Raw genomic sequence first — 20,632 nt, 5'->3', positions numbered from 1 at the left:
ACGGCGAAAATGCAGCATCAGGGTTGAGGCAAAAGCATATCTGTCTTGCCAGCCAGCCAATAAGCGGCCAGTCCTACCCACTCACGCATGGCTACGCTGAACCGCGAAAGCGCTTCGTTCGGGGATTCGAGATAAAGGGCAAAGTGCTCTCTGGCGCGCGTCTTGAAGTCCACCGGCCAGGCCACAACGTCGAACTCTGCCTTGCGAAAACACCCGATGGACCGCGGCATATGATATGCCGAAGTGACCAGAAGCCACGTTTCACCGGGCTTCGGTTGAGCCAATTCCTTCGAGAAAACCGCGTTCTCGACGGTATTTCGAGATTTGTTTTCAAAAATATAGCGCTCGCCGGAAAAGCCAAGATCGGCAAGCATCTGCCGGGTACTATCCGCTTCTTTGGCGGATTTTTCAAAGAATGCGCCCTCGCCGCCAGATATAATGACCCGAGCGCCGGGGTATAGTCGTGCCAACCGCATTGCTTCAAAAATGCGATCAGCCGCGCTATTCAACTCAAAGCCTTTGCGACCCGCATTGATTTCGCCATTCATATAGCCGCCCAGCACGACGATCCCGTCCACACGTTGCGGCATCGCATCCGGCTTTGCGAAACGGTCTTCCAAAGGAGCCAGCAGAACGGCACCCAACGTCGTAAAGGCGGCAAGAAACAGCGTGGCCAGTGACAGCGCCAGCAGCCCCATGCTGAAACCGCGCATACCTCGCCAGATGGCTAGCAAAGCAATCAGCACGAGAACAGATATTATCGTAACGGGTTGAAAAAACAGCCAAAAAATCTTCGACAGACTATAAAACAACCAAGCTCTCCAATATCTGCCATTTACCTGCGCCAGCGCCAGCACGAATCCCTGTGCTTCCGCATACTACAGAGTTGCAAATGGCTGTGTTAGAGATTTGCCGGGAATCGAAAAACGCCGGACATTGCTATCCAGCTGAAAGGAACCATGTCTAACATCACCCACCAGGATACCGCACCCTCGTCCCGGGTTCGCCTTGGGCGCATCGACATTGCGCGCGGAATTGCGCTGATCGCGATGGCGATCTACCACTTTGGCTGGGATCTCGAGTTCTTCGGCTATATGGCGCCAGCAACGGCTGCTCACGGCGGATGGAAACTTTTCGCGCGCTGCATCGCGTCGAGCTTCCTGTTTCTGGTGGGCTTTAGCCTTGTCCTGGCGCATGGCAACGGAATCCGCTGGAAGCCGATGGCGAAACGGCTGGCTCAGATCGTTGTAGCGGCGGCGGCGATTTCAGCCGTCACATGGTATATGTCTCCTGACAGTTTCATTTTCTTTGGCATCTTGCACCAGATCGCTCTGGCAAGTGTACTCGGCCTTCTGTTTCTGCGCCTGCCAGCCATCGCAACCTTGATCGTTGCGGGATTCGTTATCGGCGCTCCGCTTTTTGCGCGGGCTGATATTTTCAATCATCCAGCGTTGAGTTGGGTGGGGCTTTCGACCGTAACGCTGCGCTCCAACGATTACGTACCGCTGTTTCCATGGTTCGGCGCAGTCCTTGTCGGAATAGCTGCCGCACGGTTTTTCCAGCACTTCGGCTGGCTGCAGCTTTTGGCTGGCGGGATCAAACCACGCTTTCTTGAAAAGCCGCTGACCTTCATAGGCAGGCACAGCCTGGCCTTCTATCTCATTCATCAGCCTGTGCTGATCGCAATGGTTTACTTGTTCTCGCAGTTCATGCCCCCGGCACAGCCGACGCCGCGAGAAGCCTTCACGCAGTCCTGCGTGGCTGCATGCCTGCAAAACGGCAGCGAACAGCTATGTCAGCAGTTCTGCGGCTGTGTGGTGACGGAACTGGACAAGGCGAAACTGTTCGACGATGTCTTCAGCGGCAAAATCGATCAGGACAACAACAGCACGGTTCAAGCCATCGCACAAATGTGCTCTCCAGTGCCCGACGCTCAGTAGGCCAACTCAGGTATTGACGCCCAGTTCGGCGAGGCGCTCGATGCAGGACTCTTCGATCTGATCGAGTTCGCCCAGTGTCTCTTCAATGTCACGCCGCTTCTGCCGAAGATCAGCGCGTTTTTCCTCAACGCGCTTCATGAGCAGTTTCAGCTGCCCCGTTTCCCCGGGCGGCTCGCGATACATCTGAATGATCTCGTGAATTTCCGCGATGGAAAACCCAAGTCGCTTGCCGCGCAGAATCTGCTTCACCAGATGGCGATCGGCCGGGCGGAACAATCGCGTACGGCCACGTCTCACAGGAGCAATCAAGCCCTCATCTTCATAAAAGCGCAAAGTACGGGTTGAAATACCGAACTCGCGGGTCAGCTCCGTGATCGTATAATATTCGCGCACCAAAACATTTCTGCCTTATATCAAGCGGACCATGCTCCAAACCAAATTGGATTCAGAGCTTAAGTTGTGCTCCCGCATTTACGTAAAAGTCAATATGCAACCGATGTAAACTACAATTCGGTTAGCTAGAATTTGGGCGAAGGCGGGACGGTCAACTCGATTTGTCAATCTCGGCGACAAGTGCGGTTGATAACAGCATTGTTCTAAAAAATCCCGCAATTGCGTTGGTTTCACCGCTTTCCGGCTTGCCATCATATTGCCGCTCATGCGTTATGAACTTGCGGAAACCAGCTACGAACGGCGATTCATGCGGCGCTCTATAAAATTTACTTTGATCGGACTTGCCGTCATCGCCGTGATAGGCGCGAGCCCCTTTGCCGTGGAAGCAATCGTGGTCAAGATTGGAGAAGGCTCGATTCGTCAGCTCGCAAGGGATGGCAATTTCTGCAAGACCGACCAATGCGACGAAGGCATGAACTACGCGCTGGGTTTTCTCGAAACCAATTATGGCCTGTCGCCTCATGACGTCAAATGGTGTATGGGCGTCGATGTCATTTCACATTATGAGTTGCCATTCGGTAACGCACTGAAAACTTCAATAACGGACCGAATGTACCAACGGTGTGGCGACCCGAAACAGGACGAGCCACCTGGCGATTACTCGGATGAATAGAGACGCTCTTCATGAAGCGAATTGTGCGCATCGGCGCCTGGGTGATACTTCTCGCCATTCTGGCGGTTACGATCAGCCCAATCAATTTCCGCCCCGTCACCGGCGAACCAGCCGATCTCGAAAGGTTTGGGGCTTTCTTTTTGGTCGGCGCTCTGTTTGCGCTAGCCTACCCTCGCCGTTGGATGGGCGTTCTTTTGCTGACGGTCGGCTGTGCAGCGCTTTTTGAACTGATGCAGCGTCTTGCTCCCGGACGGCATGGGGAGTTCATAGATTTCGTTTTCAAGGCTGCCGGAGCAGTGTTCGGCATCGCCGTCGGCTATGGCCTCAGCCTCATCCGCCCTTTTCGGCAGAACACCTGATCAGGCGGGAATAGCCTGCAGCCTGTCCCGCACGGATTCACGCATGAATTCCAGATGAATAGAGCGCAGAAGTGCAGCCAGATCGTCATTGGCCGCAGCATATCGGCTGGCACGTGTGGCCTCGCACATAAGGGCTGATATTTCTGTCGTTCCCAACCGCTTCCGCCCGGCCGCCACGGCTCGCCATGCCTCGATGGCAACAATCAAGGGCGCATGCGTAGCATCGCTCAATCCGGCAGAGCGCAACAGCGCAGCAAGAGCCGCAGGACGACCTCTGGAAATAATCGCACAAATCCGCGCGTCATCGAGGTCGGAAAGCGCAGCCAGCAGGCTGGCAAAAAAATCTATACGTCCGCCTGCAACGGCGCGAATGACAAAGCTGGTTGTAATCTCCCCGCGTAGACGCAGATGCTCGACCAGCGCCGGGAGTTCTTCCTGCGAACAGGTTTCCGCCAGATGCATCGATGCGCGAACTGTAGCATCTCCGACGATTTTATCGGCGCGACGTTCGCCCAATAGCATCTTCACCAGCGGGAGGGCCTGCAGGACCTCCCCCACTTTCACAGCCAGCAGATGACGGCATTCTGCCGGAAGATGTGGATGAGACAGCAGAGCCTCACGCACCACAGCATCATGTCCACAGCGTTCGCTCATGCGCCGGAACGAAATGGAAGCGATCCGGGCGCAACTGTTAAAGAGCATTTCAGCAACCGCGTCGTTACTTCCGACTTCTGCAATTGCTGCTGAAACTGCGAATGAAACATCAGGTCGCGCGGCGATCAAAACCTGCATTGTTGGCGCCCCATAGGCCACACGGTCGATCAGATCGGCGTCGCTGAGAAGCGTTGAGCGCGCGAGGATATAGCCCGCAACCTCCGGCTGGTCAGCGGCAAGCGCCGTTACAATATGCAGCGGAGAATGCACACTGGTGGAGAGCACATCTGCCATCGCCATACGAACTTTCGGAGAAGGATCATCAAGTAAAAGCGTCAACGCCGCTTCTGCCTGCGCGCGCACCTGATCCGTCTGGTGCTGGTCGATACATTGTCTGGCCAGATGTGCAGCCCGGACAACACGCGCAGATACCGGCTCGCAACGACCAACAAGCGCATCTTTTTCGATATACATTCTGGCCCCGCTCCAGATCGTTCTTGTATTCGAAAAGCTTAAATTAAAATGGTTTACGAGCGGTTTACCATGTTTGTTAACCGCATTGTCGCAGCATGGAACCGAACGCACCCTTCCTCGTTGTACCGTTATAAAACGTAACGGAGACTCCAAATGGCTGATGAAAAGATCACCAACGACATCCAGCAGGCGCTCGAAAAGCAGATCGCTGACATGCGCAGTGAACTGAAACGTCTTTCCAAATCGCTGGCGTCCCAATCCGGTGACCTGAGGGAACGTGCGGAAGATGCGCTGGACGATGCATCCGGTCGTTTCCGTAACGCGGCGCAAGCGGTGCGTGAACGCGGCCAGGTGGTAGCCGAAACGGTGCGCGAGAATCCCGGTACGGCTACAACGCTCTTCGGAACCGCCGGTATTATCGGCATCCTCATCGGCGTCGCGATTGGTTGCGCCATTTCCGACCGGCGTTAACCGCAAAATTCACAATACTGTGCCCGCGCTTTTATCCAAGGCGCGGGCTTTTGCATGCGCTCTTTACGGAATGGTCATGGTCTGCTAGCTCCACCTTATTGGCAATTCGCCACCGGTCGCAGCCTACCCGGTCAAAACAAGGACAAGCGCAATCATACGCTGCAAGACTGCGACGTGGCTTGAAACAAAGGCACGTAAATGTCTGAAAAGACCATCTATTCCGACTTAAAACAGCTCGGCTCCCATGCTTCTGTGCCGCAGAAGCCCGAAGATGCCGTCCTCGAACGGGTTGCAAATCCGCAAGCGGGAACACCTTATTGCGTCCGTTTCACCGCGCCCGAATTCACCTCGCTTTGCCCGATGACGGGTCAGCCTGATTTCGCGCATCTCGTGATCGACTACGTCCCCGGGCAGTGGCTCGTGGAGAGCAAATCCCTGAAACTCTTCCTTTTCTCATTTCGTAATCACGGCGCATTTCACGAAGATTGCACCGTGACCATCGGCAAGCGGCTCGTGGACCTGCTGGAGCCTGAATGGCTCAGGATCGGCGGTTACTGGTATCCGCGCGGCGGCATTCCAATAGACGTCTTCTTCCAGACCGGAGCGGCGCCCCAGAATGTCTGGATACCAGAACAGGGCGTCCCGAACTATCGCGGCAGAGGGTGATCGGCCTATATCGGTTGTCGCCGAACGTTGCGATCCCTATTATAAAGGCTGGCGACATGGCCACATGAAAGCCTCTTGAAAGGACCTCCATGAAAAACTTAGCTATTCTGATTTCTCTGGTGGTTCTTTCCGGATGTGGGGGAGCCGGCAAGGCCGCGATGGACACGGGCAAGAGCTTCGACCGATTCGCCTGTATGTCGCGCAATTTCAAGGGAGAGCCACCCTGTCCGCCGCAGGAAGGCACAAGCCAGCCAGCCCAATAAAACCAGAGAGGAGGCCTGTCATGGCTATCGAACCCAAGGATGTTCTGGACTTCTGGTTTTCGCCCCGGATGCGGGAAAACTGGTTCAGCAAAAGTGATGAAATCGACGCTGAAATTCGCGAGAAATTTCTGGCTGCTTACGAAGATGCGCGTGCCGACAAACTGGAGCAGTGGAAACAGCAACCGGAAAGCGCTCTGGCGCTCACCATTCTTTTTGATCAGTTTCCGCGCAATATGTTTCGCGGCTCTCCACGCTCATTCGAAAGCGACGGGCTGGCCCGCGATGTGGCCGCACAGGCGCTCGACCATGATTTCGATCGGCAGCTATCGCCTGACCAGCGCCAGTTCTTCTATCTGCCCTTCATGCATAGCGAACATCTGAACGACCAGAAGCGCTGCGTCGATCTCTATGAAAAGCTTGGCGACGAGTTCTCGCTCGGCTTCGCCCGTCAGCATCACGACATCATTGAGCGCTTTGGCCGCTTCCCGCATCGCAACAAGGTGCTCGGGCGCGACACGACCCATGAGGAAGCTGAATTCCTCAAGGAGCATGCTGGCTTCTGATCTTCAGAGCAGCCGATACGGTAAAATTCCGCGGCGGTCGTGATCGACCGCCAACCGGCTTTTCAGCGGGGGAACCGCCCGCTGCACACATTCAGCACGTTCACAGATGCGGCAGGAAACACCGATCGGATCGAAGGCAGAACGCACTGCTATGTCGAGCCCATCGGCATAGACAAAATCCTGCGCATAGGCCACCTCGCAGCCCAGGGCGATGGCATAACGGCGCTGAGGCGCGTTGAAGCCCCCTTCACTCTTTGTCAGTTCTGTCGCAATGCAAAGGTAACGCGCGCCATCCGGCGTTTCAGCCAGTTGGCGAATGATCCGGCCCGGCATCTCGAATGCCTGATGCACATTCCACAAGGGACACGCAGCACCGTAACGGGCAAATTGTAGCTTGGCTGCGCTATGCCGCTTGGTGATGTTTCCTGCCCTGTCTATGCGGGCGAAAAACACCGGCACACCCCGCTGACCGGAGCGCTGCAAGGTACTCAGACGATGCGCGACCTGCTCAAGACTGGCCCCGAAGCGTGACGCCAGAAGTTCCAGATCGTGGCGCAGTTCTTTTGCTGCTGAAAGAAAGGTTTGATAGGGCAGCATGAGGGCCCCGGCAAAATAGTTGCGCAAGCCGATCTTGCAAATCTCGACTGCCTCGGCAGAGCGAAAATCCGCCCGCCTGGCAATCGCACTCACAAGCTCGTCCATCTCCAGTTCGGCAATCTGAAACGCGATCTGGAAATTGCGGGTGGAAGCGGGCGAATATGGATTGAGATAAAGCACCCGCGCCTGCGCATCGAACCGGCGCAAAACCGCTTCTTCCGGCGCAGCCCGCGCAATATGCACACGGTGACGCTCCCCCATATACTGCGGCAGGGCCACACCGATGTCGCGTCCCGGAATGTTCAGCTCGCTCGCCAGCTTTTCTGCGGCAATATCGATCTCATGTACGTAATTGTCGATAAAATGGAAAAAGTCGCGCACTTCCTCATAAGGCGCAGGTTCGGCAGCCGACGGGGCGCGACCCAACTGGTTATCCAGACTTGCAAGCTGTTCACTGTTGCGGCGATAGGCTTGGTGGCAGGCGATCAGCGCATGGGCCAGCCCCGGCGCATTTTGCGTAATAAGCTTCAGCTCCTGCAGGTTCGGCTTGTAATTGTCGAAGACCGGATCGGCCAGCGCTTCGGAAACCGCAGATAGCAAACGATCATCGTCCCCCAGTGAAATGGCACCGATGTCGATCTGGTAGTTTTCGGCCAGCGCCAGCAGGACCGCCGCCGAAACAGGCCGCTGATTATTCTCGATCTGATTGAGATAACTCGTTGAAATCCCAAGCCGTTCGGCAAAGCCCGACTGGGTTGCTCGATGCTGCTCCCGGATTTCACGTATCTTTCTGCCGATATAAAGTTTTCTTGGCGCCATTTTGCAAATTCGCATTTTGCTGTTTGCAAATTTATAACTTACACAATCGCACCTTTTCAAGCTTTTCCGGAGCGCCTTCGGATTTTAAGCAGGATGAAGAAAAAGACTATCTTTTCAGTTTCATAACACGCCTTCCGAAGGCCGCCCAAAAGTGGGGACTTTATGCAGGAACTTCTCGAACAGCTTGAATCCCGTCGGGCGGAAGCCCGCCTCGGCGGCGGTCAGCACCGCATCGACGTGCAACACGCCAAAGGCAAGCTCACTGCTCGCGAAAGGATCGAAGTACTTCTCGACGATGGATCGTTCGAGGAGTTCGACATGTATGTCACTCATCGCTGCGTCGATTTCGGCATGGAAAAGCAGAAAGTCGCTGGCGACGGCGTGGTGACCGGCTGGGGCACGATCAATGGCCGTCAGGTCTATGTGTTCAGCCAGGATTTCACAGTTCTGGGCGGTTCCTTGTCCGAAACGCACGCGCAGAAGATCTGCAAGATCATGGATATGGCCATGAAGAATGGGGCGCCGGTCATCGGGCTCAACGATTCCGGCGGCGCGCGTATTCAGGAAGGCGTTGCATCGCTCGCAGGCTATGCCGACGTGTTCAAGCGCAACGTGGATGCTTCCGGCGTAGTTCCGCAAATTTCGGTCATCATGGGGCCGTGCGCTGGTGGCGCGGTCTACTCACCCGCCATGACCGACTTCATCTTCATGGTGCGAGATAGCTCCTATATGTTCGTGACGGGCCCCGACGTGGTCAAGACCGTCACAAATGAAATTGTCACCGCGGAAGAACTTGGCGGCGCCTCCACCCACACCCGAAAATCATCGGTGGCGGACGGCGCTTATGAAAACGATATCGAAGCGCTCGAACAGGTCCGCATTCTTTTCGATTTCCTGCCGCTCAACAATCGCGAAAAGCCGCCGGTGCGTCCGGTCTTCGATGACCCTGCGCGGCTCGAAATGCGGCTCGACACGCTGATCCCGGATAGCGCGACCAAGCCTTACGACATGAAAGAGCTTATCCACGCGCTGGCCGACGAGAGCGACTTCTTTGAAATTCAGGAAGCTTTTGCGAAGAACATCATCACCGGCTTCATCCGCATGGATGGGCAGACCATCGGTGTGGTTGCGAACCAGCCCATGGTTCTTGCTGGCTGCCTCGACATCGATTCATCGCGAAAGGCTGCTCGCTTCGTTCGCTTTTGCGATGCCTTCAATATCCCGATCCTGACCCTTGTCGATGTACCAGGCTTCTTGCCGGGCACAGCCCAGGAATATGGCGGGGTCATCAAGCACGGCGCAAAGCTGCTTTTTGCCTACGCCCAGGCGACCGTTCCCATGGTTACGCTTATTACCCGCAAGGCCTATGGCGGGGCTTATGATGTGATGGCCTCGAAACATATCGGTGCCGACATCAATTATGCCTGGCCGACGGCAGAAATCGCTGTGATGGGCGCCAAGGGCGCGACGGAAATCCTCTATCGTTCAGAACTGGGCGACATTGAGAAAATCGCCGCGCGCACGAAGGAATATGAAGAGCGTTTCGCCAATCCGTTCGTGGCCGCCGAACGCGGCTTCATCGACGAAGTCATCATGCCGCATTCATCGCGTCGCCGCATTGCGCGGGCTTTTGCAAGCCTGCGCAACAAGAACCAAAGCACGCCGTGGAAAAAGCACGACACCATTCCTCTTTGAGTAGATGCCCATGATCAAAAAAATTCTCATTGCCAATCGCGGCGAAATCGCATGTCGGGTCATCAAGACGGCAAAGAAGATGGGCATCGCAACGGTTGCCGTTTATTCCGACGCCGACCGTAATGCGCTCCATGTCAAAATGGCCGATGAAGCGGTCCATATCGGACCAGCGCCGTCCAATCAGTCCTATATCGTCATTGATAAAATTCTGGCCGCCATCAAGGAAACCGGGGCCGATGCCGTGCATCCGGGCTACGGTTTCCTGTCGGAAAACCCGCGTTTTGCCGAAGCACTGAAAGCCGCCAACGTCACCTTTATCGGCCCGCCGGTAAACGCGATTGATGCCATGGGCGACAAGATCACCTCGAAGAAACTTGCGGCCGAAGCCGGTGTTTCCACCGTGCCCGGGCATATGGGCTTGATCGAGGACGCAGACGAAGCCGTCAAAATCGCTCGGAGCATCGGCTATCCGGTGATGATCAAGGCTTCTGCTGGCGGTGGCGGCAAGGGCATGCGCATCGCATGGAACGACGATGAGGCTCGCGAAGGCTTCCAACTTTCGCGCAATGAGGCGAAATCCTCCTTCGGCGACGACCGCATATTCATTGAAAAATTCGTCACCCAGCCACGCCATATCGAAATTCAGGTTCTGGGCGACCAGCACGGCAACGTCGTCTATCTGGGCGAACGTGAATGTTCGATCCAGCGCCGCAACCAGAAGGTCATCGAAGAAGCCCCCTCGCCATTCCTGGATGAAGCCACCCGCAAAGCCATGGGCGAGCAGGCTGTCGCTTTGGCAAAAGCCGTTGGATATTTTTCGGCAGGAACGGTGGAATTCATCGTCGATGGTAACCGGAACTTCTATTTCCTTGAAATGAATACGCGTTTGCAGGTCGAGCACCCGGTGACGGAGCTCATCACCGGCATTGATCTGGTTGAAGAAATGATCCGCGTAGCATCCGGTGAAAAGCTCCGCTTCAGCCAGAGCGACGTGAAGCTGAACGGCTGGGCGATGGAAAGCCGCCTCTATGCGGAAGATCCCTATCGCAACTTCCTGCCTTCAATCGGCAGGCTGACCCGTTATCGACCGCCGGTCGAAGGCCGCAACCCGGATGGCACAATCGTGCGCAACGACACTGGCGTATTCGAGGGCGGCGAAATCTCGATGTATTATGACCCGATGATCGCAAAGCTCTGCACCTGGGGTCCGGACCGCGCCAGCGCTGTCGACGCGATGGGAGATGCGCTGGACGCATTCGAGGTTGAAGGCATCGGCCATAATCTGCCCTTTCTGTCGGCTGTGATGGATCATCCACGCTTCCGCGAAGGCGCGCTCACCACCGCATTCATTGCCGAGGAATACCCGGACGGCTTTACTGGTGTGCCCGTTTCGGAAGACGACGCACGCATACTTGCTGCGGTAGCCGCACAGATCAATCTGGCGATAGAACAACGCAACGCGCAAATCTCCGGGCGGCTTTCCAGCGGCCAGCAATCGGTGGCCACCGACTGGGTAGCGACGCTCGGCGGCTTTGCCTTGCCGGTGCGTATCGCAGAAGGCGAAGGCGGGACAACAATCAATTTCGTGGATGGCGGCAGCTTGCCTGTTGCCAGTGACTGGCATCCCGGCAGTCAGCTGGGCTCATTCACCGTCGGCGGCAAGCCGATTGCCATCAAGGTTTCAGGCTCCGGAACTGGCTGGCGGCTTCGCTGGCGCGGCATGGATGTTGTTGCCCACGTTCGCAAGCCGCGCATAGCCGAACTTGCAAAGCTCATGCCGGTGAAACTGCCCCCGGACACGTCAAAGATGCTGCTCTGCCCGATGCCGGGCGTCATCACATCCATCCTCGTCGGGCAAGGCGATACGGTCGAAGCCGGGCAGCCGCTCGCCACGGTAGAGGCCATGAAGATGGAAAACGTGCTGCGTGCCGAACGCCGTGCTACCGTAAAGCGCATCACAGCGGAAGCAGGTGCAAGCCTCGCTGTCGATGAACTGATCATGGAATTCGAGTGAGGTTCGATATGAGCGAGCGCCCCACCACCCGCGCAGACTGGGAAACGTTGGCTGAAAAGGAATTGAAGCGGCCAGCGGACAGCTTGATCTGGCACACACCGGAAGGGATTGACGTCAAACCGCTCTATACGGAAGACGATCTGAAAGGGATCGGTCATCTGGGCACCTTGCCTGGTTTCGAGCCTTTTGTTCGCGGCCCGCGTGCCACCATGTATGCGGGTCGTCCCTGGACAATCCGGCAATATGCGGGGTTCTCGACGGCGGAAGAATCCAATGCATTCTATCGCAAGGCTCTCGCCGCCGGTCAGCAGGGCGTATCGGTCGCCTTCGACCTCGCCACCCATCGCGGCTACGACAGTGATCACCCACGCGTGGAAGGCGATGTCGGCAAGGCTGGCGTGGCAATCGATTCCGTCGAGGACATGAAAATCCTGTTCGACGGCATTCCGCTTGAAAAAATCTCTGTTTCGATGACGATGAATGGCGCGGTGATCCCGATCCTCGCCAATTTCATTGTCGCGGGTGAGGAACAGGGCGTGCCGCGTGCGCAACTTTCCGGTACGATCCAGAACGACATTCTCAAGGAATTTATGGTTCGCAATACCTATATCTATCCGCCGGAACCATCCATGCGGATTATTGCGGATATTATCGCCTATACGGCAACCGAAATGCCGAAATTCAACTCGATTTCCATTTCCGGCTACCACATGCAGGAGGCAGGCGCGACGCTGGTTCAGGAACTGGCCTTCACGCTCGCCGATGGGCGCGAATATGTACGCGCTGCGCTCAATAAGGGCTTGAATGTCGATGAATTTGCAGGGCGTTTGTCCTTCTTTTTCGCCATTGGTATGAATTTCTTCATGGAAATTGCCAAGCTGCGCGCCGCCCGCCTGCTCTGGTCGCGCATCATGAAGGAATTCGATCCGAAAAAGCCCGGCTCGCTGATGCTGCGCACACATTGCCAGACTTCCGGCGTTTCGCTTCAGGAACAGGACCCCTATAACAACATCGTCCGCACGGCCTTCGAAGCCATGTCGGCCGCATTGGGTGGAACGCAGTCTCTGCACACCAATTCCTTCGATGAAGCCATTGCTTTGCCAACGGAATTCTCCGCCCGCATTGCTCGCAACACGCAGCTCATCCTCCAGAATGAAACCGGCGTGACCAAAGTGGTCGATCCGCTGGCGGGGTCTTATTACATCGAAAACCTCACAAATGAGCTTGCCGAAAAGGCTTGGGCCTTGATTGAGGAAGTCGAGAAACTTGGCGGCATGACCAAGGCCGTCGAAAGTGGCCTGCCTAAACGTCTCATCGAGGAAGCGGCCACCAAACGGCAAGCGGCAGTCGATAAGGGCGAGGAAGTCATTGTCGGCGTCAACAAGTTCCGGCTGGAGCAGGAAGACGAAATCGACATTCTGGAGATCGACAATTCGGCCGTTCGCCAGTCGCAGATTGCGCGTCTCAACCGTATCAAGGAAACGCGCAACAAGGCAAAGGTCGAAGCCGCACTTGCAGAACTGCAAAGGGTTGCCGAGACCGGCGAAGGCAACCTCCTCGCTGCCGCAGTCGAAGCCTCCCGCGCTCGCGCCAGCGTCGGAGAAATTTCCGACGCCATGCGCCGCGCATTCGGCGATCACGCCGCCGTTCCGAAGGTCGTCAACAGAGTTTACGGCTCAGCCTATGAGAACGAACCGGAATATCAAACGCTGGTTGACCGGCTAGGCGATTTTTCAAAACAGATCGGTGAAAAGCCAAAGGTGATGGTAGCCAAGCTCGGCCAGGATGGCCATGATCGTGGCGCCAAAATTATTGCCTCAGCATTCGGTGATATAGGCTTCGAGGTGCTGGCTGGTCCGCTGTTCCAGACGCCCGACGAAGCCGCTGACATGGCAATCAAGGCGAAGGTCCATGTTCTTGGAGTTTCATCGCTCGCAGCCGGTCACAAGACACTTCTGCCCCAGCTTGTGGACACACTGCGCAAAAAAGGGGCGGAGAATATCATCGTGGTCTGCGGCGGTGTCGTTCCGCGTCAAGATTATCAGTATCTGTTCGATCATGGAGTGGCAGCGGTGTTTGGACCGGGCTCCAATGTGCTCGATTGCGCCCGGGCGGTATTCGACCTGATGGAAGGTAAGCGCCGCAATCTTTGAGTATTATCAGTCAGATGCATTGATTGCAGGACTCATTTTCTGAACTACTTCAGAAGCCGGGCGAACAGCCCGGCTTCTTGCTTGCAGCCATCTCTCAATCTTTCGGCCCGGTAAAACCTGCGATCGTCGAACCCGTTACGGAGACCGGATCGCTGGCGGGAAACGTGTCCTCCAAACCTTCATCGAGCTGGCGTTCGAGCTCTGCCCGATCGCCGGCACGGCGGGCGCTTGGACGCGTCACAAAACTGCCCGGCTCGATACCGCATTCCGTACATGCAACCCCAAGAGCCTCACCCAGCTTCATGGCAGCGCGCCGCAGTACTTCATCGCGTGCCAATTCTGCGTCTGTCTCATTCTCCACCTTGACGGTGATCTTCTCTTCGCCCTCGGTGACGAATTCCACCATATAGAGCTTGAAGCCCCCCACCGAGCTGATGCGGGTTTCAACAATTTCCATCGGCTAACCTCCGCGTTTTCTATGCAGGGGAAACGTCGACCAGCGCGTGAAAGTTCCCTGCCTCATGCGATTGCGGAACCGCGCCCCTCCATTGAGCGTTTCATGTCAGCCATTTTGGAGGTTTAGATGTCACAGTTCTTCACAAAGCTCAGCGAAAAAGCTGCCGAACTTGCAGGTCATTACCTGGCGTTCGTCTTGGCGAGTTTGTTCATCATCATATGGGGCGTCACCGGCCCCCTGTTTAACTTCTCGGACACGTGGCAACTTGTGGTGAATACGTCGACCACCATAATCACCTTTCTGATGGTCTTTCTTATCCAGAATGCGCAGAATCGCGAAGCGAGTGCGACCCAGGCCAAACTTGATGAAATCCTGACTATCGTCTCTACGACCAAGATCGAGACCATCGGTGCGGAACATCTGCCCCTCAATGAGTTGAAGCTGCTTTTACAACGGTTTGAAGAGCAAAGCGAAGCTATCCACGCCGAGGAACAGAAATGAGGAGCCTATCTTTCCATGCTGGCGGCCGCGCCTATATTCCACCGGGAAAATCTCATCGTTAGCAGAAAGGATGTCCCATGGCCGTTACCAGAAAGCAGGAAGCGCGTGCCCTCAATGCCGACGAAAAAGAACTGGTCGAAAAATCGCACCATCCTTTTTTGCAAAACGTTCCCGATGAAGAACTTGGCCATCTGGCGAAACTAGTCCGCGAACGCCGCAAGAAAGCACGAGATCAGGCCCATCAGCGCAGGCGCGAAATGCGCGGAAAGGCAGCGGCTCGCGGGGCCACTCCTTCCAAGGCCGACGAAGGTTCGCATCTCAAAGTTTCCGTTTTGGCCATGGCAGTCCGTCGTATCAACACGGAAGTTGAACGTCGGCGCCGCATGGCGGCGAGCGCCCAATTGATTGCAAATGCCCGTAAAGCGCTCGCGGCCAAAGAAGCAAACGAAAAGAAGGGCAAGGATTTCAACACGCGCCACGCACTGCAAGGCATGCGTAACATTCCGAACGAAAAATACGACAGCCTCGTCCGCCCGGCGGAACGTGGGCGGTTACGGAAGGCTGCAAGCGTAGCGCAGGCCAAGAAGGATGCCCGCCAGAAGGAAGCAGGTTAAGCACGTTTCTCGTTACAGCATTTCCAGCGCCGTCTTTCGGGACGGCGGCGAGAAAGCCTGGCCCAGACGTTTCAACTGATCGTTGGAAAGCCGCAACTCAGCGGCTTTTCTGTTATCCCGGACATGATGCAGGTTGGACGACTTTGGAATCGCGATGACATTGCCGCTGCGCATCGTCCAGGCAAGCGCGACCGAAGCTGGCGTACCACCGGTCTCGCTCGCAATTTCGGCCAAGACGGGATCATTTAGCAATCGTCCCTGTTCAATTGGCGAATAAGCCATCAGCGTAATTTTTCGCTCTGCACACCACGGCATCAGGTCAAATTCGGGTCCACGCCGCGTCAAATTATAGAGTATCTGGTTCGTCGCGACCTCCATGCCGCTCGCTACACTGGCGAGTTCTTTCATGTCGTCCGTGTCGAAATTGCTGACGCCCCAGCTCGCGATCTTGCCTGCGTGTTTCAGTTGTTCGAAAGCCGCGACAGTCTCTTCCAGTGGATAGCGCCCACGCCAGTGCAGAAGGTAGAGATCGATACGCTCGGTGCGGAGCCGCTTCAGGCTTCTCTCGCAGGCCTCGATTGTGCCCTTCCGTGACGCGTTGAACGGCAGCACCTTGCTGACGAGGAATACATCGTTCCGCCGACCTGAGACCGCTTCCCCAACGACGTCCTCCGCCTCGCCGTCTGCATACATTTCCGCCGTATCGATCAGCGTCATTCCCAGATCGATACCACTCCTCAGCGCTTCGATTTCATGGCGGCGTTGTGCGCTGTCCTCGCCCATATACCAGGTGCCCTGCCCGAGCGTCGGAACCATCTGTCCCGATGGAAGCGTAATCCGTGGTATGGTTCCAGTCATGGCATTTCCCCTGTGAAACGATCATGGCCATGATCGTCACCTGGCCGCAAAATTCAAGACCTTGGGAGAGATCAGGCGAAATGCAGACCGAAGCCCTGCATGAGCCTGCGAATGGCGTAATCCGGATTCTCCGAGGTCACCACCGCCAGATCGTTATGATGATGCAGCTCCTCATCGACTCGACGCGGTTTCAGCAAAGAAACGGTACGCCGGGCAATCGCTTCGGCCGGATCGAGCCAATCAACCGGCCATGGCGCCAGGCGCCGAAACACATTCGCAAGAAACGGATAATGCGTACAGGCCAGAACAACAATGTCGGTCCGGTTGCCATCCTGTTCAATGAAACAGGGGGCAATCTGTTCCACAACCAGCGCTTCGTCGATCTTCTCGCCACGAATATGCGCTTCCGCTACTGCCGCAAGCTGGTCAGCACCGACGAGACGAACATGGCACTGAGACGCAAAGGATTGAATGAGATCGCGCGTATAGGCCCGCCTGACGGTGCCGGGGGTGGCCAGCACGGAAACAAGGCCCGATGAGGTTCTTTCGGCGGCGGGCTTGATCGCCGGTACGGTTCCCACGAATGGCACCGCAGGATAGGCGTTCCGCAAGTCGTCCAACACCAGCGTGGAGGCGGTATTGCAGGCGATCACCGCAATTTCAGGATCATAGTCGGCAATGAGCTTGCCGAACAGTTGGACGATTCTCGCCCTCAACGCATCCTCTTCCCATCCGCCATAGGGAAATCCGGCATCGTCCGCGACATAGACGAAACGGCGATCCGGCATCAGCACCCGCGCTTCCCGCAAGACCGTCAGCCCTCCGATGCCGCTGTCGAAAACCAGAATCGGTCTTTCGGCGTCGGCGGAAGGCGCGACAGAGAAGCTCACAGCGGGTGCGTTTTTCATTCGTCCTTGTCCTTTGTTGCCGGAGCCTCGGTCGCGGGCTTGCGCGCACGCCCATCAGGGGCACCCGAACCACGCGGCTTTTTCGGCGAGAACACATCGAGCGACGTGATAACGCCGCGCAGAAGTTTCAGCTCTGCTGATGCGAAACCGGCGCGGGTCAGCACGGCCCGCAGATTATTGACCATGATTTCCTTACGGGCTTCCGGGCGGAAATAGCCACGCACATCAAGGGCTTCTTCGAGATGGTTGAAGAGTCCCTGCAATTCCTGCTTCGGCGCCAGCTCAAGTTCCGGCCCACGGAATACCGTCTCCGTTTCGTTCTCAAGCCCCGATTTCATCCACTCATAGGACATGAGCAGGACAGCTTGCGCGATATTCAGCGATGCAAAGGCTGGGTTGACCGGGAATGTCACCAGTTCGTCCGCAAGTCCCACTTCCTCGTTGCTGAGGCCGAAGCGTTCGCGGCCAAACAGAATACCTGTCTTTTCGCCAGTTCTAAAACGACGGCGCAACTCACCACCGGCTTCCACGGCGCTGCGAACCTGCTTGAAACCGTCGCGTTCGCGAGCCGTCGTTGCATAGACGAAATTGAGGTCAGCGATAGCGGAAGGCAGGTCGTCATAAACCACAGCATTGTCGATCACATGATCGGCCTTGCTCGCTGCGGCCCTCGCCTTCTCGCTCGGGAATTCCTCGCGGGGATTGACCAGACGCAGTTCAGCCAGTCCGAAATTGGCCATGGCGCGCGCCACCATGCCGATATTCTCCGGCAATTGCGGTTCTACCAGAACGATTGCTGGTCCTTCCGCGAGTATGGGGCGCTGTTTATCTGTTCCTGCCATGATGTTTTCCGCTGTGCTATAAAATCGTGGCGCTTCCCTGACATAATTGACGCTGAATCGCAAAGATTCCCCTTACAGGTCCGGGTGAAAAGCCTGTGTAGTAGCCCGATAACACCTATCTTCCGCCCATTTGTGCCAGACTGTCGCCACCAGATACAGGATCAAGGGAGGAAACCATGTCGGGTAAGAAAATACTGATGCTTTGCGGCGACTTCGGCGAGGACTATGAAACCATGGTCCCGTTCCAGACGTTGCTGACTGTTGGCCATACGGTTCATGCGGTCTGCCCCGGCAAGAAAGCCGGGGACCATATCGCGACAGCCATTCATGATTTTGAGGGCCATCAGACCTATACGGAAAAGCCGGGCCATAACTTCACCCTCAATGCAACCTTCTCCGACGTGAAACCGGAAAGCTATGACGCGCTTGTCATTCCCGGTGGCCGGGCGCCGGAATATCTGCGTCTCGACGACAAGGTTATCGCCGTGGTGAAACATTTCTTCGAGGCGAACAAGCCCGTTGCGGCGGTCTGCCACGGTGCACAGTTGCTCGCCGCAGCGCGCGTTCTGGAGGGCCGCACCTGTTCGGCCTATCCGGCTTGCCGGCCGGAAGTTGAACTCGCCGGCGGCACCTATGCCGATATTCCGGTCGATCAGGCCGTTACGGATGGCAATCTCGTCACCTCGCCCGCGTGGCCTGCCCATCCGGCCTGGCTGGCACAGTTCCTCACAGTCCTCGGCACCAGGATCACCCACAGCTGATCGCGCTGCCCCGCCTGCACCCGACACGGTTGCAGGCGGGGCAAAACTGCGCAACAGTAAGTCTGGGAGAATGATCCGGAGGAAACCATGTGCAGGCTGTTCATCGGCGCCAATCCTGAACTCTGGCTGAGCGTGACGCGATCGCTGCGCATAGACGGCGTTGTAACAAGCGTTCGCCTTGAAAATTTCTTTTGGTGGGCCTTGGAGGATATTGCGGCGCGCGATGACCTCACTGTCAGTCGCCTCATTGGCAAACTTTATGATGAATCCCGGAATGAAGGCCACGACCTCGATAATTTCGCCTCATTCCTGCGGGTCTGCTGCGGCCGTTATCTTTCGCTGCAGCTGAATGGTCTCGTGCCCACAGACAGGTCGACTGCCATCTCCACGCTGGATGCGGACGCCATTCTGGCAAGTGAAGAGAAAAACTATCGCCAGCAGCAATCATCTTGGGAGAAGTCTCGCGATAACGACAGGTCGGCCCACCGCGCTGCATGATCGGTTTGCCTGAAAGACGTTTCGCGCATTTCGCAAAATCTCTCCCGAATTTTTGACCATTCAGATGGTCTATAGGCCAAAGAATAAGCCTCTTACGCTTTGCCTTATTCGCCGTGAGTGCTATACGGGCGCGACGCATTGAAAAAGAGGCTTCATCCATGGCAAAAATCAAGGTTGCGAACCCGGTCGTCGAACTCGACGGCGACGAGATGACCCGCATTATCTGGCAGTTCATCAAGGACAAGCTTATCCATCCTTACCTCGACATCGATCTGAAATATTACGATCTGTCTGTTGAGAACCGCGATGCGACCAACGACCAGGTCACCATCGATGCAGCCAATGCCATCAAGGAACATGGCGTCGGCGTGAAGTGCGCAACCATCACGCCTGACGAAGCGCGCGTTGAAGAATTCAAGCTCAAGAAAATGTGGAAGTCGCCAAACGGCACCATCCGCAACATTCTGGGCGGCGTGATCTTCCGCGAGCCGATCATCTGCAAGAACGTGCCGCGTCTGGTGCCGGGTTGGACCCAGCCGATCATCGTTGGCCGCCACGCATTCGGCGACCAGTACCGCGCGACGGATTTCAAGTTCCCCGGCAAGGGCACGCTGACGATTAAGTTCGTTGGTGAAGATGGTGAAACCATCGAACACGAAGTCTATCAGGCTCCTTCGGCTGGCGTGGCTCTTGCCATGTACAACCTTGACGAATCGATCCGCGAGTTCGCCCGCGCTTCGTTCAACTATGGCCTGCAGCGCGGCTATCCGGTCTATCTCTCCACGAAGAACACCATCCTGAAAGCCTATGACGGCCGCTTCAAGGATATCTTCCAGGAAGTCTTCGACGCAGAATTCAAGTCGAAGTTCGAAGAAAAGAAGATCTGGTACGAACACCGCCTTATCGACGACATGGTCGCTTCGGCGCTCAAGTGGTCGGGCGGCTACGTCTGGGCATGTAAGAACTATGATGGCGACGTTCAGTCGGACATCGTGGCACAGGGCTTCGGCTCGCTCGGCCTGATGACCTCCGTTCTGATGACGCCGGATGGCAAGACCGTTGAAGCTGAAGCTGCCCACGGCACCGTCACCCGTCACTACCGCCAGCATCAGAAGGGCGAGGAAACCTCGACCAACTCGATCGCTTCGATCTTCGCATGGACCCGCGGTCTTGCCCACCGTGCCAAGCTTGACGACAATGCCGAGCTGAAGCGTTTTGCCGACACGTTGGAAAAGGTCTGCGTGGACACCGTTGAAAGCGGCTTCATGACCAAGGATCTGGCGCTGCTCATCGGTCCGGATCAGCCTTGGCTTTCCACCACGGGTTTCCTCGACAAGATCGATGAAAACCTCAAGAAGGCCATGGCCGCCTGATCGGCTATTCGATCCATTCTCGATATGCAGAACCCGGCAGCATTGCTGCCGGGTTTTTTCATTTCCTTTTCAAGGGAAAAAGCGCA

General features: G+C 56.3%; 22 protein-coding genes. 14 read left to right on the top strand and 8 right to left on the bottom strand.

Annotated elements, in window-relative coordinates; all coding sequences use genetic code 11:
- Positions 1 to 17 precede the first annotated feature (17 nt).
- Complete coding sequence (locus tag JNC63_RS03420) at positions 18 to 812, bottom strand: YdcF family protein (protein ID WP_063882163.1); 795 nt, start codon at positions 810 to 812, stop codon at positions 18 to 20.
- Between the two features lie 147 nt (positions 813 to 959).
- Here JNC63_RS03420 and JNC63_RS03415 point away from each other — a divergent pair, with 147 nt between their 5' ends.
- On the top strand, positions 960 to 1,940 hold the full coding sequence (locus JNC63_RS03415; protein ID WP_063882161.1) for a heparan-alpha-glucosaminide N-acetyltransferase: 981 nt from the start codon (positions 960 to 962) through the stop codon (positions 1,938 to 1,940).
- 6 nt (positions 1,941 to 1,946) lie between these two features.
- Here the strand turns inward: JNC63_RS03415 and JNC63_RS03410 are convergent, their stop codons facing one another.
- Positions 1,947 to 2,333, bottom strand: coding sequence for a MerR family transcriptional regulator (locus tag JNC63_RS03410; protein WP_006471625.1), 387 nt, complete (start codon positions 2,331 to 2,333; stop codon positions 1,947 to 1,949).
- Between the two features lie 307 nt (positions 2,334 to 2,640).
- Between JNC63_RS03410 and JNC63_RS03405 the strand changes: the two genes are divergently transcribed.
- Complete coding sequence (locus tag JNC63_RS03405; RefSeq protein WP_081255564.1) at positions 2,641 to 3,006, top strand: hypothetical protein; 366 nt, start codon at positions 2,641 to 2,643, stop codon at positions 3,004 to 3,006.
- A gap of 11 nt (positions 3,007 to 3,017) precedes the next feature.
- Positions 3,018 to 3,365, top strand: coding sequence for a VanZ family protein (locus tag JNC63_RS03400; RefSeq protein WP_006466973.1), 348 nt, complete (start codon positions 3,018 to 3,020; stop codon positions 3,363 to 3,365).
- Here JNC63_RS03400 and JNC63_RS03395 read toward each other — a convergent pair whose 3' ends face one another.
- Complete coding sequence (locus tag JNC63_RS03395) at positions 3,366 to 4,493, bottom strand: DUF2336 domain-containing protein (protein WP_063882155.1); 1,128 nt, start codon at positions 4,491 to 4,493, stop codon at positions 3,366 to 3,368.
- Between the two features lie 153 nt (positions 4,494 to 4,646).
- Between JNC63_RS03395 and JNC63_RS03390 the strand changes: the two genes are divergently transcribed.
- The 3 genes from JNC63_RS03390 (at position 4,647) to JNC63_RS03380 (ending at position 6,456) form a co-directional block, all read left to right on the top strand.
- On the top strand, positions 4,647 to 4,964 hold the full coding sequence (locus JNC63_RS03390; protein ID WP_006466974.1) for an ElaB/YgaM/YqjD family protein: 318 nt from the start codon (positions 4,647 to 4,649) through the stop codon (positions 4,962 to 4,964).
- Between the two features lie 198 nt (positions 4,965 to 5,162).
- Entirely contained in the window at positions 5,163 to 5,630 is a 468-nt protein-coding gene (queF, locus tag JNC63_RS03385) for a preQ(1) synthase (RefSeq protein ID WP_006466975.1), read from the top strand.
- 283 nt (positions 5,631 to 5,913) lie between these two features.
- The gene (locus JNC63_RS03380; protein ID WP_021585260.1) at positions 5,914 to 6,456 is read left to right on the top strand and encodes a DUF924 family protein; all 543 of its coding nucleotides are present in this window, start codon (positions 5,914 to 5,916) and stop codon (positions 6,454 to 6,456) included.
- 3 nt (positions 6,457 to 6,459) lie between these two features.
- Here JNC63_RS03380 and JNC63_RS03375 read toward each other — a convergent pair whose 3' ends face one another.
- On the bottom strand, positions 6,460 to 7,872 hold the full coding sequence (locus tag JNC63_RS03375) for a helix-turn-helix domain-containing protein (protein WP_063882153.1): 1,413 nt from the start codon (positions 7,870 to 7,872) through the stop codon (positions 6,460 to 6,462).
- Between the two features lie 162 nt (positions 7,873 to 8,034).
- On the opposite strand from JNC63_RS03375, the gene JNC63_RS03370 reads away from it, so the two are divergent.
- From JNC63_RS03370 to scpA, 3 genes are read left to right on the top strand one after another with little or no spacing between them, the layout of a single operon-like run.
- On the top strand, positions 8,035 to 9,567 hold the full coding sequence (locus JNC63_RS03370) for an acyl-CoA carboxylase subunit beta (RefSeq protein WP_063882151.1): 1,533 nt from the start codon (positions 8,035 to 8,037) through the stop codon (positions 9,565 to 9,567).
- Between the two features lie 10 nt (positions 9,568 to 9,577).
- Positions 9,578 to 11,581: an acetyl-CoA carboxylase biotin carboxylase subunit gene (locus tag JNC63_RS03365; RefSeq protein WP_374846117.1), complete on the top strand. Its 2,004-nt coding sequence runs from the start codon at positions 9,578 to 9,580 to the stop codon at positions 11,579 to 11,581.
- A gap of 8 nt (positions 11,582 to 11,589) precedes the next feature.
- Positions 11,590 to 13,734 (top strand): methylmalonyl-CoA mutase, encoded by a 2,145-nt coding sequence (scpA, locus tag JNC63_RS03360; protein WP_063882148.1) that lies wholly within the window; start codon positions 11,590 to 11,592, stop codon positions 13,732 to 13,734.
- 94 nt (positions 13,735 to 13,828) lie between these two features.
- On the opposite strand, the gene JNC63_RS03355 is transcribed toward scpA, so the two are convergent.
- A complete protein-coding gene (locus JNC63_RS03355) occupies positions 13,829 to 14,191 on the bottom strand; it encodes a hypothetical protein (protein ID WP_021585265.1) in 363 nt (120 codons plus the stop codon).
- A gap of 126 nt (positions 14,192 to 14,317) precedes the next feature.
- Here JNC63_RS03355 and JNC63_RS03350 point away from each other — a divergent pair, with 126 nt between their 5' ends.
- Positions 14,318 to 14,692: a low affinity iron permease family protein gene (locus JNC63_RS03350; protein WP_063882146.1), complete on the top strand. Its 375-nt coding sequence runs from the start codon at positions 14,318 to 14,320 to the stop codon at positions 14,690 to 14,692.
- A 77-nt stretch (positions 14,693 to 14,769) separates the two neighbouring features.
- Positions 14,770 to 15,306 (top strand): hypothetical protein, encoded by a 537-nt coding sequence (locus JNC63_RS03345; RefSeq protein WP_063882145.1) that lies wholly within the window; start codon positions 14,770 to 14,772, stop codon positions 15,304 to 15,306.
- Positions 15,307 to 15,318: 12 nt separating this feature from the next.
- On the opposite strand, the gene JNC63_RS03340 is transcribed toward JNC63_RS03345, so the two are convergent.
- The 3 genes from JNC63_RS03340 to JNC63_RS03330 form a co-directional block, all read right to left on the bottom strand.
- Positions 15,319 to 16,164, bottom strand: a complete 846-nt coding sequence (locus JNC63_RS03340; protein WP_063882143.1) for an aldo/keto reductase — start codon at positions 16,162 to 16,164, stop codon at positions 15,319 to 15,321.
- Between the two features lie 71 nt (positions 16,165 to 16,235).
- Entirely contained in the window at positions 16,236 to 17,072 is an 837-nt protein-coding gene (gene murI / locus JNC63_RS03335) for a glutamate racemase (protein ID WP_063882141.1), read from the bottom strand.
- Positions 17,069 to 17,914: an RNA methyltransferase gene (locus tag JNC63_RS03330; protein WP_006471634.1), complete on the bottom strand. Its 846-nt coding sequence runs from the start codon at positions 17,912 to 17,914 to the stop codon at positions 17,069 to 17,071. Before JNC63_RS03330 ends, murI begins: the two co-directional genes overlap by 4 nt.
- A gap of 176 nt (positions 17,915 to 18,090) precedes the next feature.
- Between JNC63_RS03330 and JNC63_RS03325 the strand changes: the two genes are divergently transcribed.
- From JNC63_RS03325 to JNC63_RS03315, 3 genes are all read left to right on the top strand, one after another.
- Positions 18,091 to 18,675, top strand: coding sequence for a DJ-1/PfpI family protein (locus tag JNC63_RS03325; RefSeq protein WP_063882139.1), 585 nt, complete (start codon positions 18,091 to 18,093; stop codon positions 18,673 to 18,675).
- Between the two features lie 87 nt (positions 18,676 to 18,762).
- Complete coding sequence (locus tag JNC63_RS03320) at positions 18,763 to 19,173, top strand: ribbon-helix-helix domain-containing protein (RefSeq protein WP_063882137.1); 411 nt, start codon at positions 18,763 to 18,765, stop codon at positions 19,171 to 19,173.
- A gap of 158 nt (positions 19,174 to 19,331) precedes the next feature.
- Positions 19,332 to 20,546 carry an NADP-dependent isocitrate dehydrogenase gene (locus JNC63_RS03315; RefSeq protein ID WP_006471635.1) on the top strand — a complete coding sequence of 405 codons (1,215 nt, stop codon included), beginning with the start codon at positions 19,332 to 19,334 and terminating at the stop codon, positions 20,544 to 20,546.
- Positions 20,547 to 20,632: the final 86 nt, after the last annotated feature.

Source organism: Brucella ciceri, from assembly GCF_041930145.1.
Lineage (GTDB): Bacteria > Pseudomonadota > Alphaproteobacteria > Rhizobiales > Rhizobiaceae > Brucella > Brucella intermedia.
Note: the sequence above shows the minus strand (reverse complement) of the source record. Positions and strands in the feature narration are given on the sequence as shown.

What these genes read in the sequence shown, in the direction of transcription:
- JNC63_RS03355 (WP_021585265.1), bottom strand. Translation starts at nt 14,191, where the DNA reads ATGGAAATTGTTGAAACCCGCATCAGCTCGGTGGGGGGCTTCAAGCTC.
- murI (WP_063882141.1), bottom strand. Translation starts at nt 17,072, where the DNA reads ATGAAAAACGCACCCGCTGTGAGCTTCTCTGTCGCGCCTTCCGCCGAC.
- JNC63_RS03350 (WP_063882146.1), top strand. Translation starts at nt 14,318, where the DNA reads ATGTCACAGTTCTTCACAAAGCTCAGCGAAAAAGCTGCCGAACTTGCA.
- JNC63_RS03340 (WP_063882143.1), bottom strand. Translation starts at nt 16,164, where the DNA reads ATGACTGGAACCATACCACGGATTACGCTTCCATCGGGACAGATGGTT.
- JNC63_RS03365 (WP_374846117.1), top strand. Translation starts at nt 9,578, where the DNA reads ATGATCAAAAAAATTCTCATTGCCAATCGCGGCGAAATCGCATGTCGG.
- JNC63_RS03330 (WP_006471634.1), bottom strand. Translation starts at nt 17,914, where the DNA reads ATGGCAGGAACAGATAAACAGCGCCCCATACTCGCGGAAGGACCAGCA.
- JNC63_RS03415 (WP_063882161.1), top strand. Translation starts at nt 960, where the DNA reads ATGTCTAACATCACCCACCAGGATACCGCACCCTCGTCCCGGGTTCGC.
- JNC63_RS03320 (WP_063882137.1), top strand. Translation starts at nt 18,763, where the DNA reads ATGTGCAGGCTGTTCATCGGCGCCAATCCTGAACTCTGGCTGAGCGTG.
- JNC63_RS03400 (WP_006466973.1), top strand. Translation starts at nt 3,018, where the DNA reads ATGAAGCGAATTGTGCGCATCGGCGCCTGGGTGATACTTCTCGCCATT.
- JNC63_RS03315 (WP_006471635.1), top strand. Translation starts at nt 19,332, where the DNA reads ATGGCAAAAATCAAGGTTGCGAACCCGGTCGTCGAACTCGACGGCGAC.
- JNC63_RS03325 (WP_063882139.1), top strand. Translation starts at nt 18,091, where the DNA reads ATGTCGGGTAAGAAAATACTGATGCTTTGCGGCGACTTCGGCGAGGAC.
- JNC63_RS03390 (WP_006466974.1), top strand. Translation starts at nt 4,647, where the DNA reads ATGGCTGATGAAAAGATCACCAACGACATCCAGCAGGCGCTCGAAAAG.
- JNC63_RS03375 (WP_063882153.1), bottom strand. Translation starts at nt 7,872, where the DNA reads ATGGCGCCAAGAAAACTTTATATCGGCAGAAAGATACGTGAAATCCGG.
- JNC63_RS03370 (WP_063882151.1), top strand. Translation starts at nt 8,035, where the DNA reads ATGCAGGAACTTCTCGAACAGCTTGAATCCCGTCGGGCGGAAGCCCGC.
- JNC63_RS03345 (WP_063882145.1), top strand. Translation starts at nt 14,770, where the DNA reads ATGGCCGTTACCAGAAAGCAGGAAGCGCGTGCCCTCAATGCCGACGAA.
- JNC63_RS03405 (WP_081255564.1), top strand. Translation starts at nt 2,641, where the DNA reads ATGCGGCGCTCTATAAAATTTACTTTGATCGGACTTGCCGTCATCGCC.
- queF (WP_006466975.1), top strand. Translation starts at nt 5,163, where the DNA reads ATGTCTGAAAAGACCATCTATTCCGACTTAAAACAGCTCGGCTCCCAT.
- scpA (WP_063882148.1), top strand. Translation starts at nt 11,590, where the DNA reads ATGAGCGAGCGCCCCACCACCCGCGCAGACTGGGAAACGTTGGCTGAA.
- JNC63_RS03395 (WP_063882155.1), bottom strand. Translation starts at nt 4,493, where the DNA reads ATGTATATCGAAAAAGATGCGCTTGTTGGTCGTTGCGAGCCGGTATCT.
- JNC63_RS03380 (WP_021585260.1), top strand. Translation starts at nt 5,914, where the DNA reads ATGGCTATCGAACCCAAGGATGTTCTGGACTTCTGGTTTTCGCCCCGG.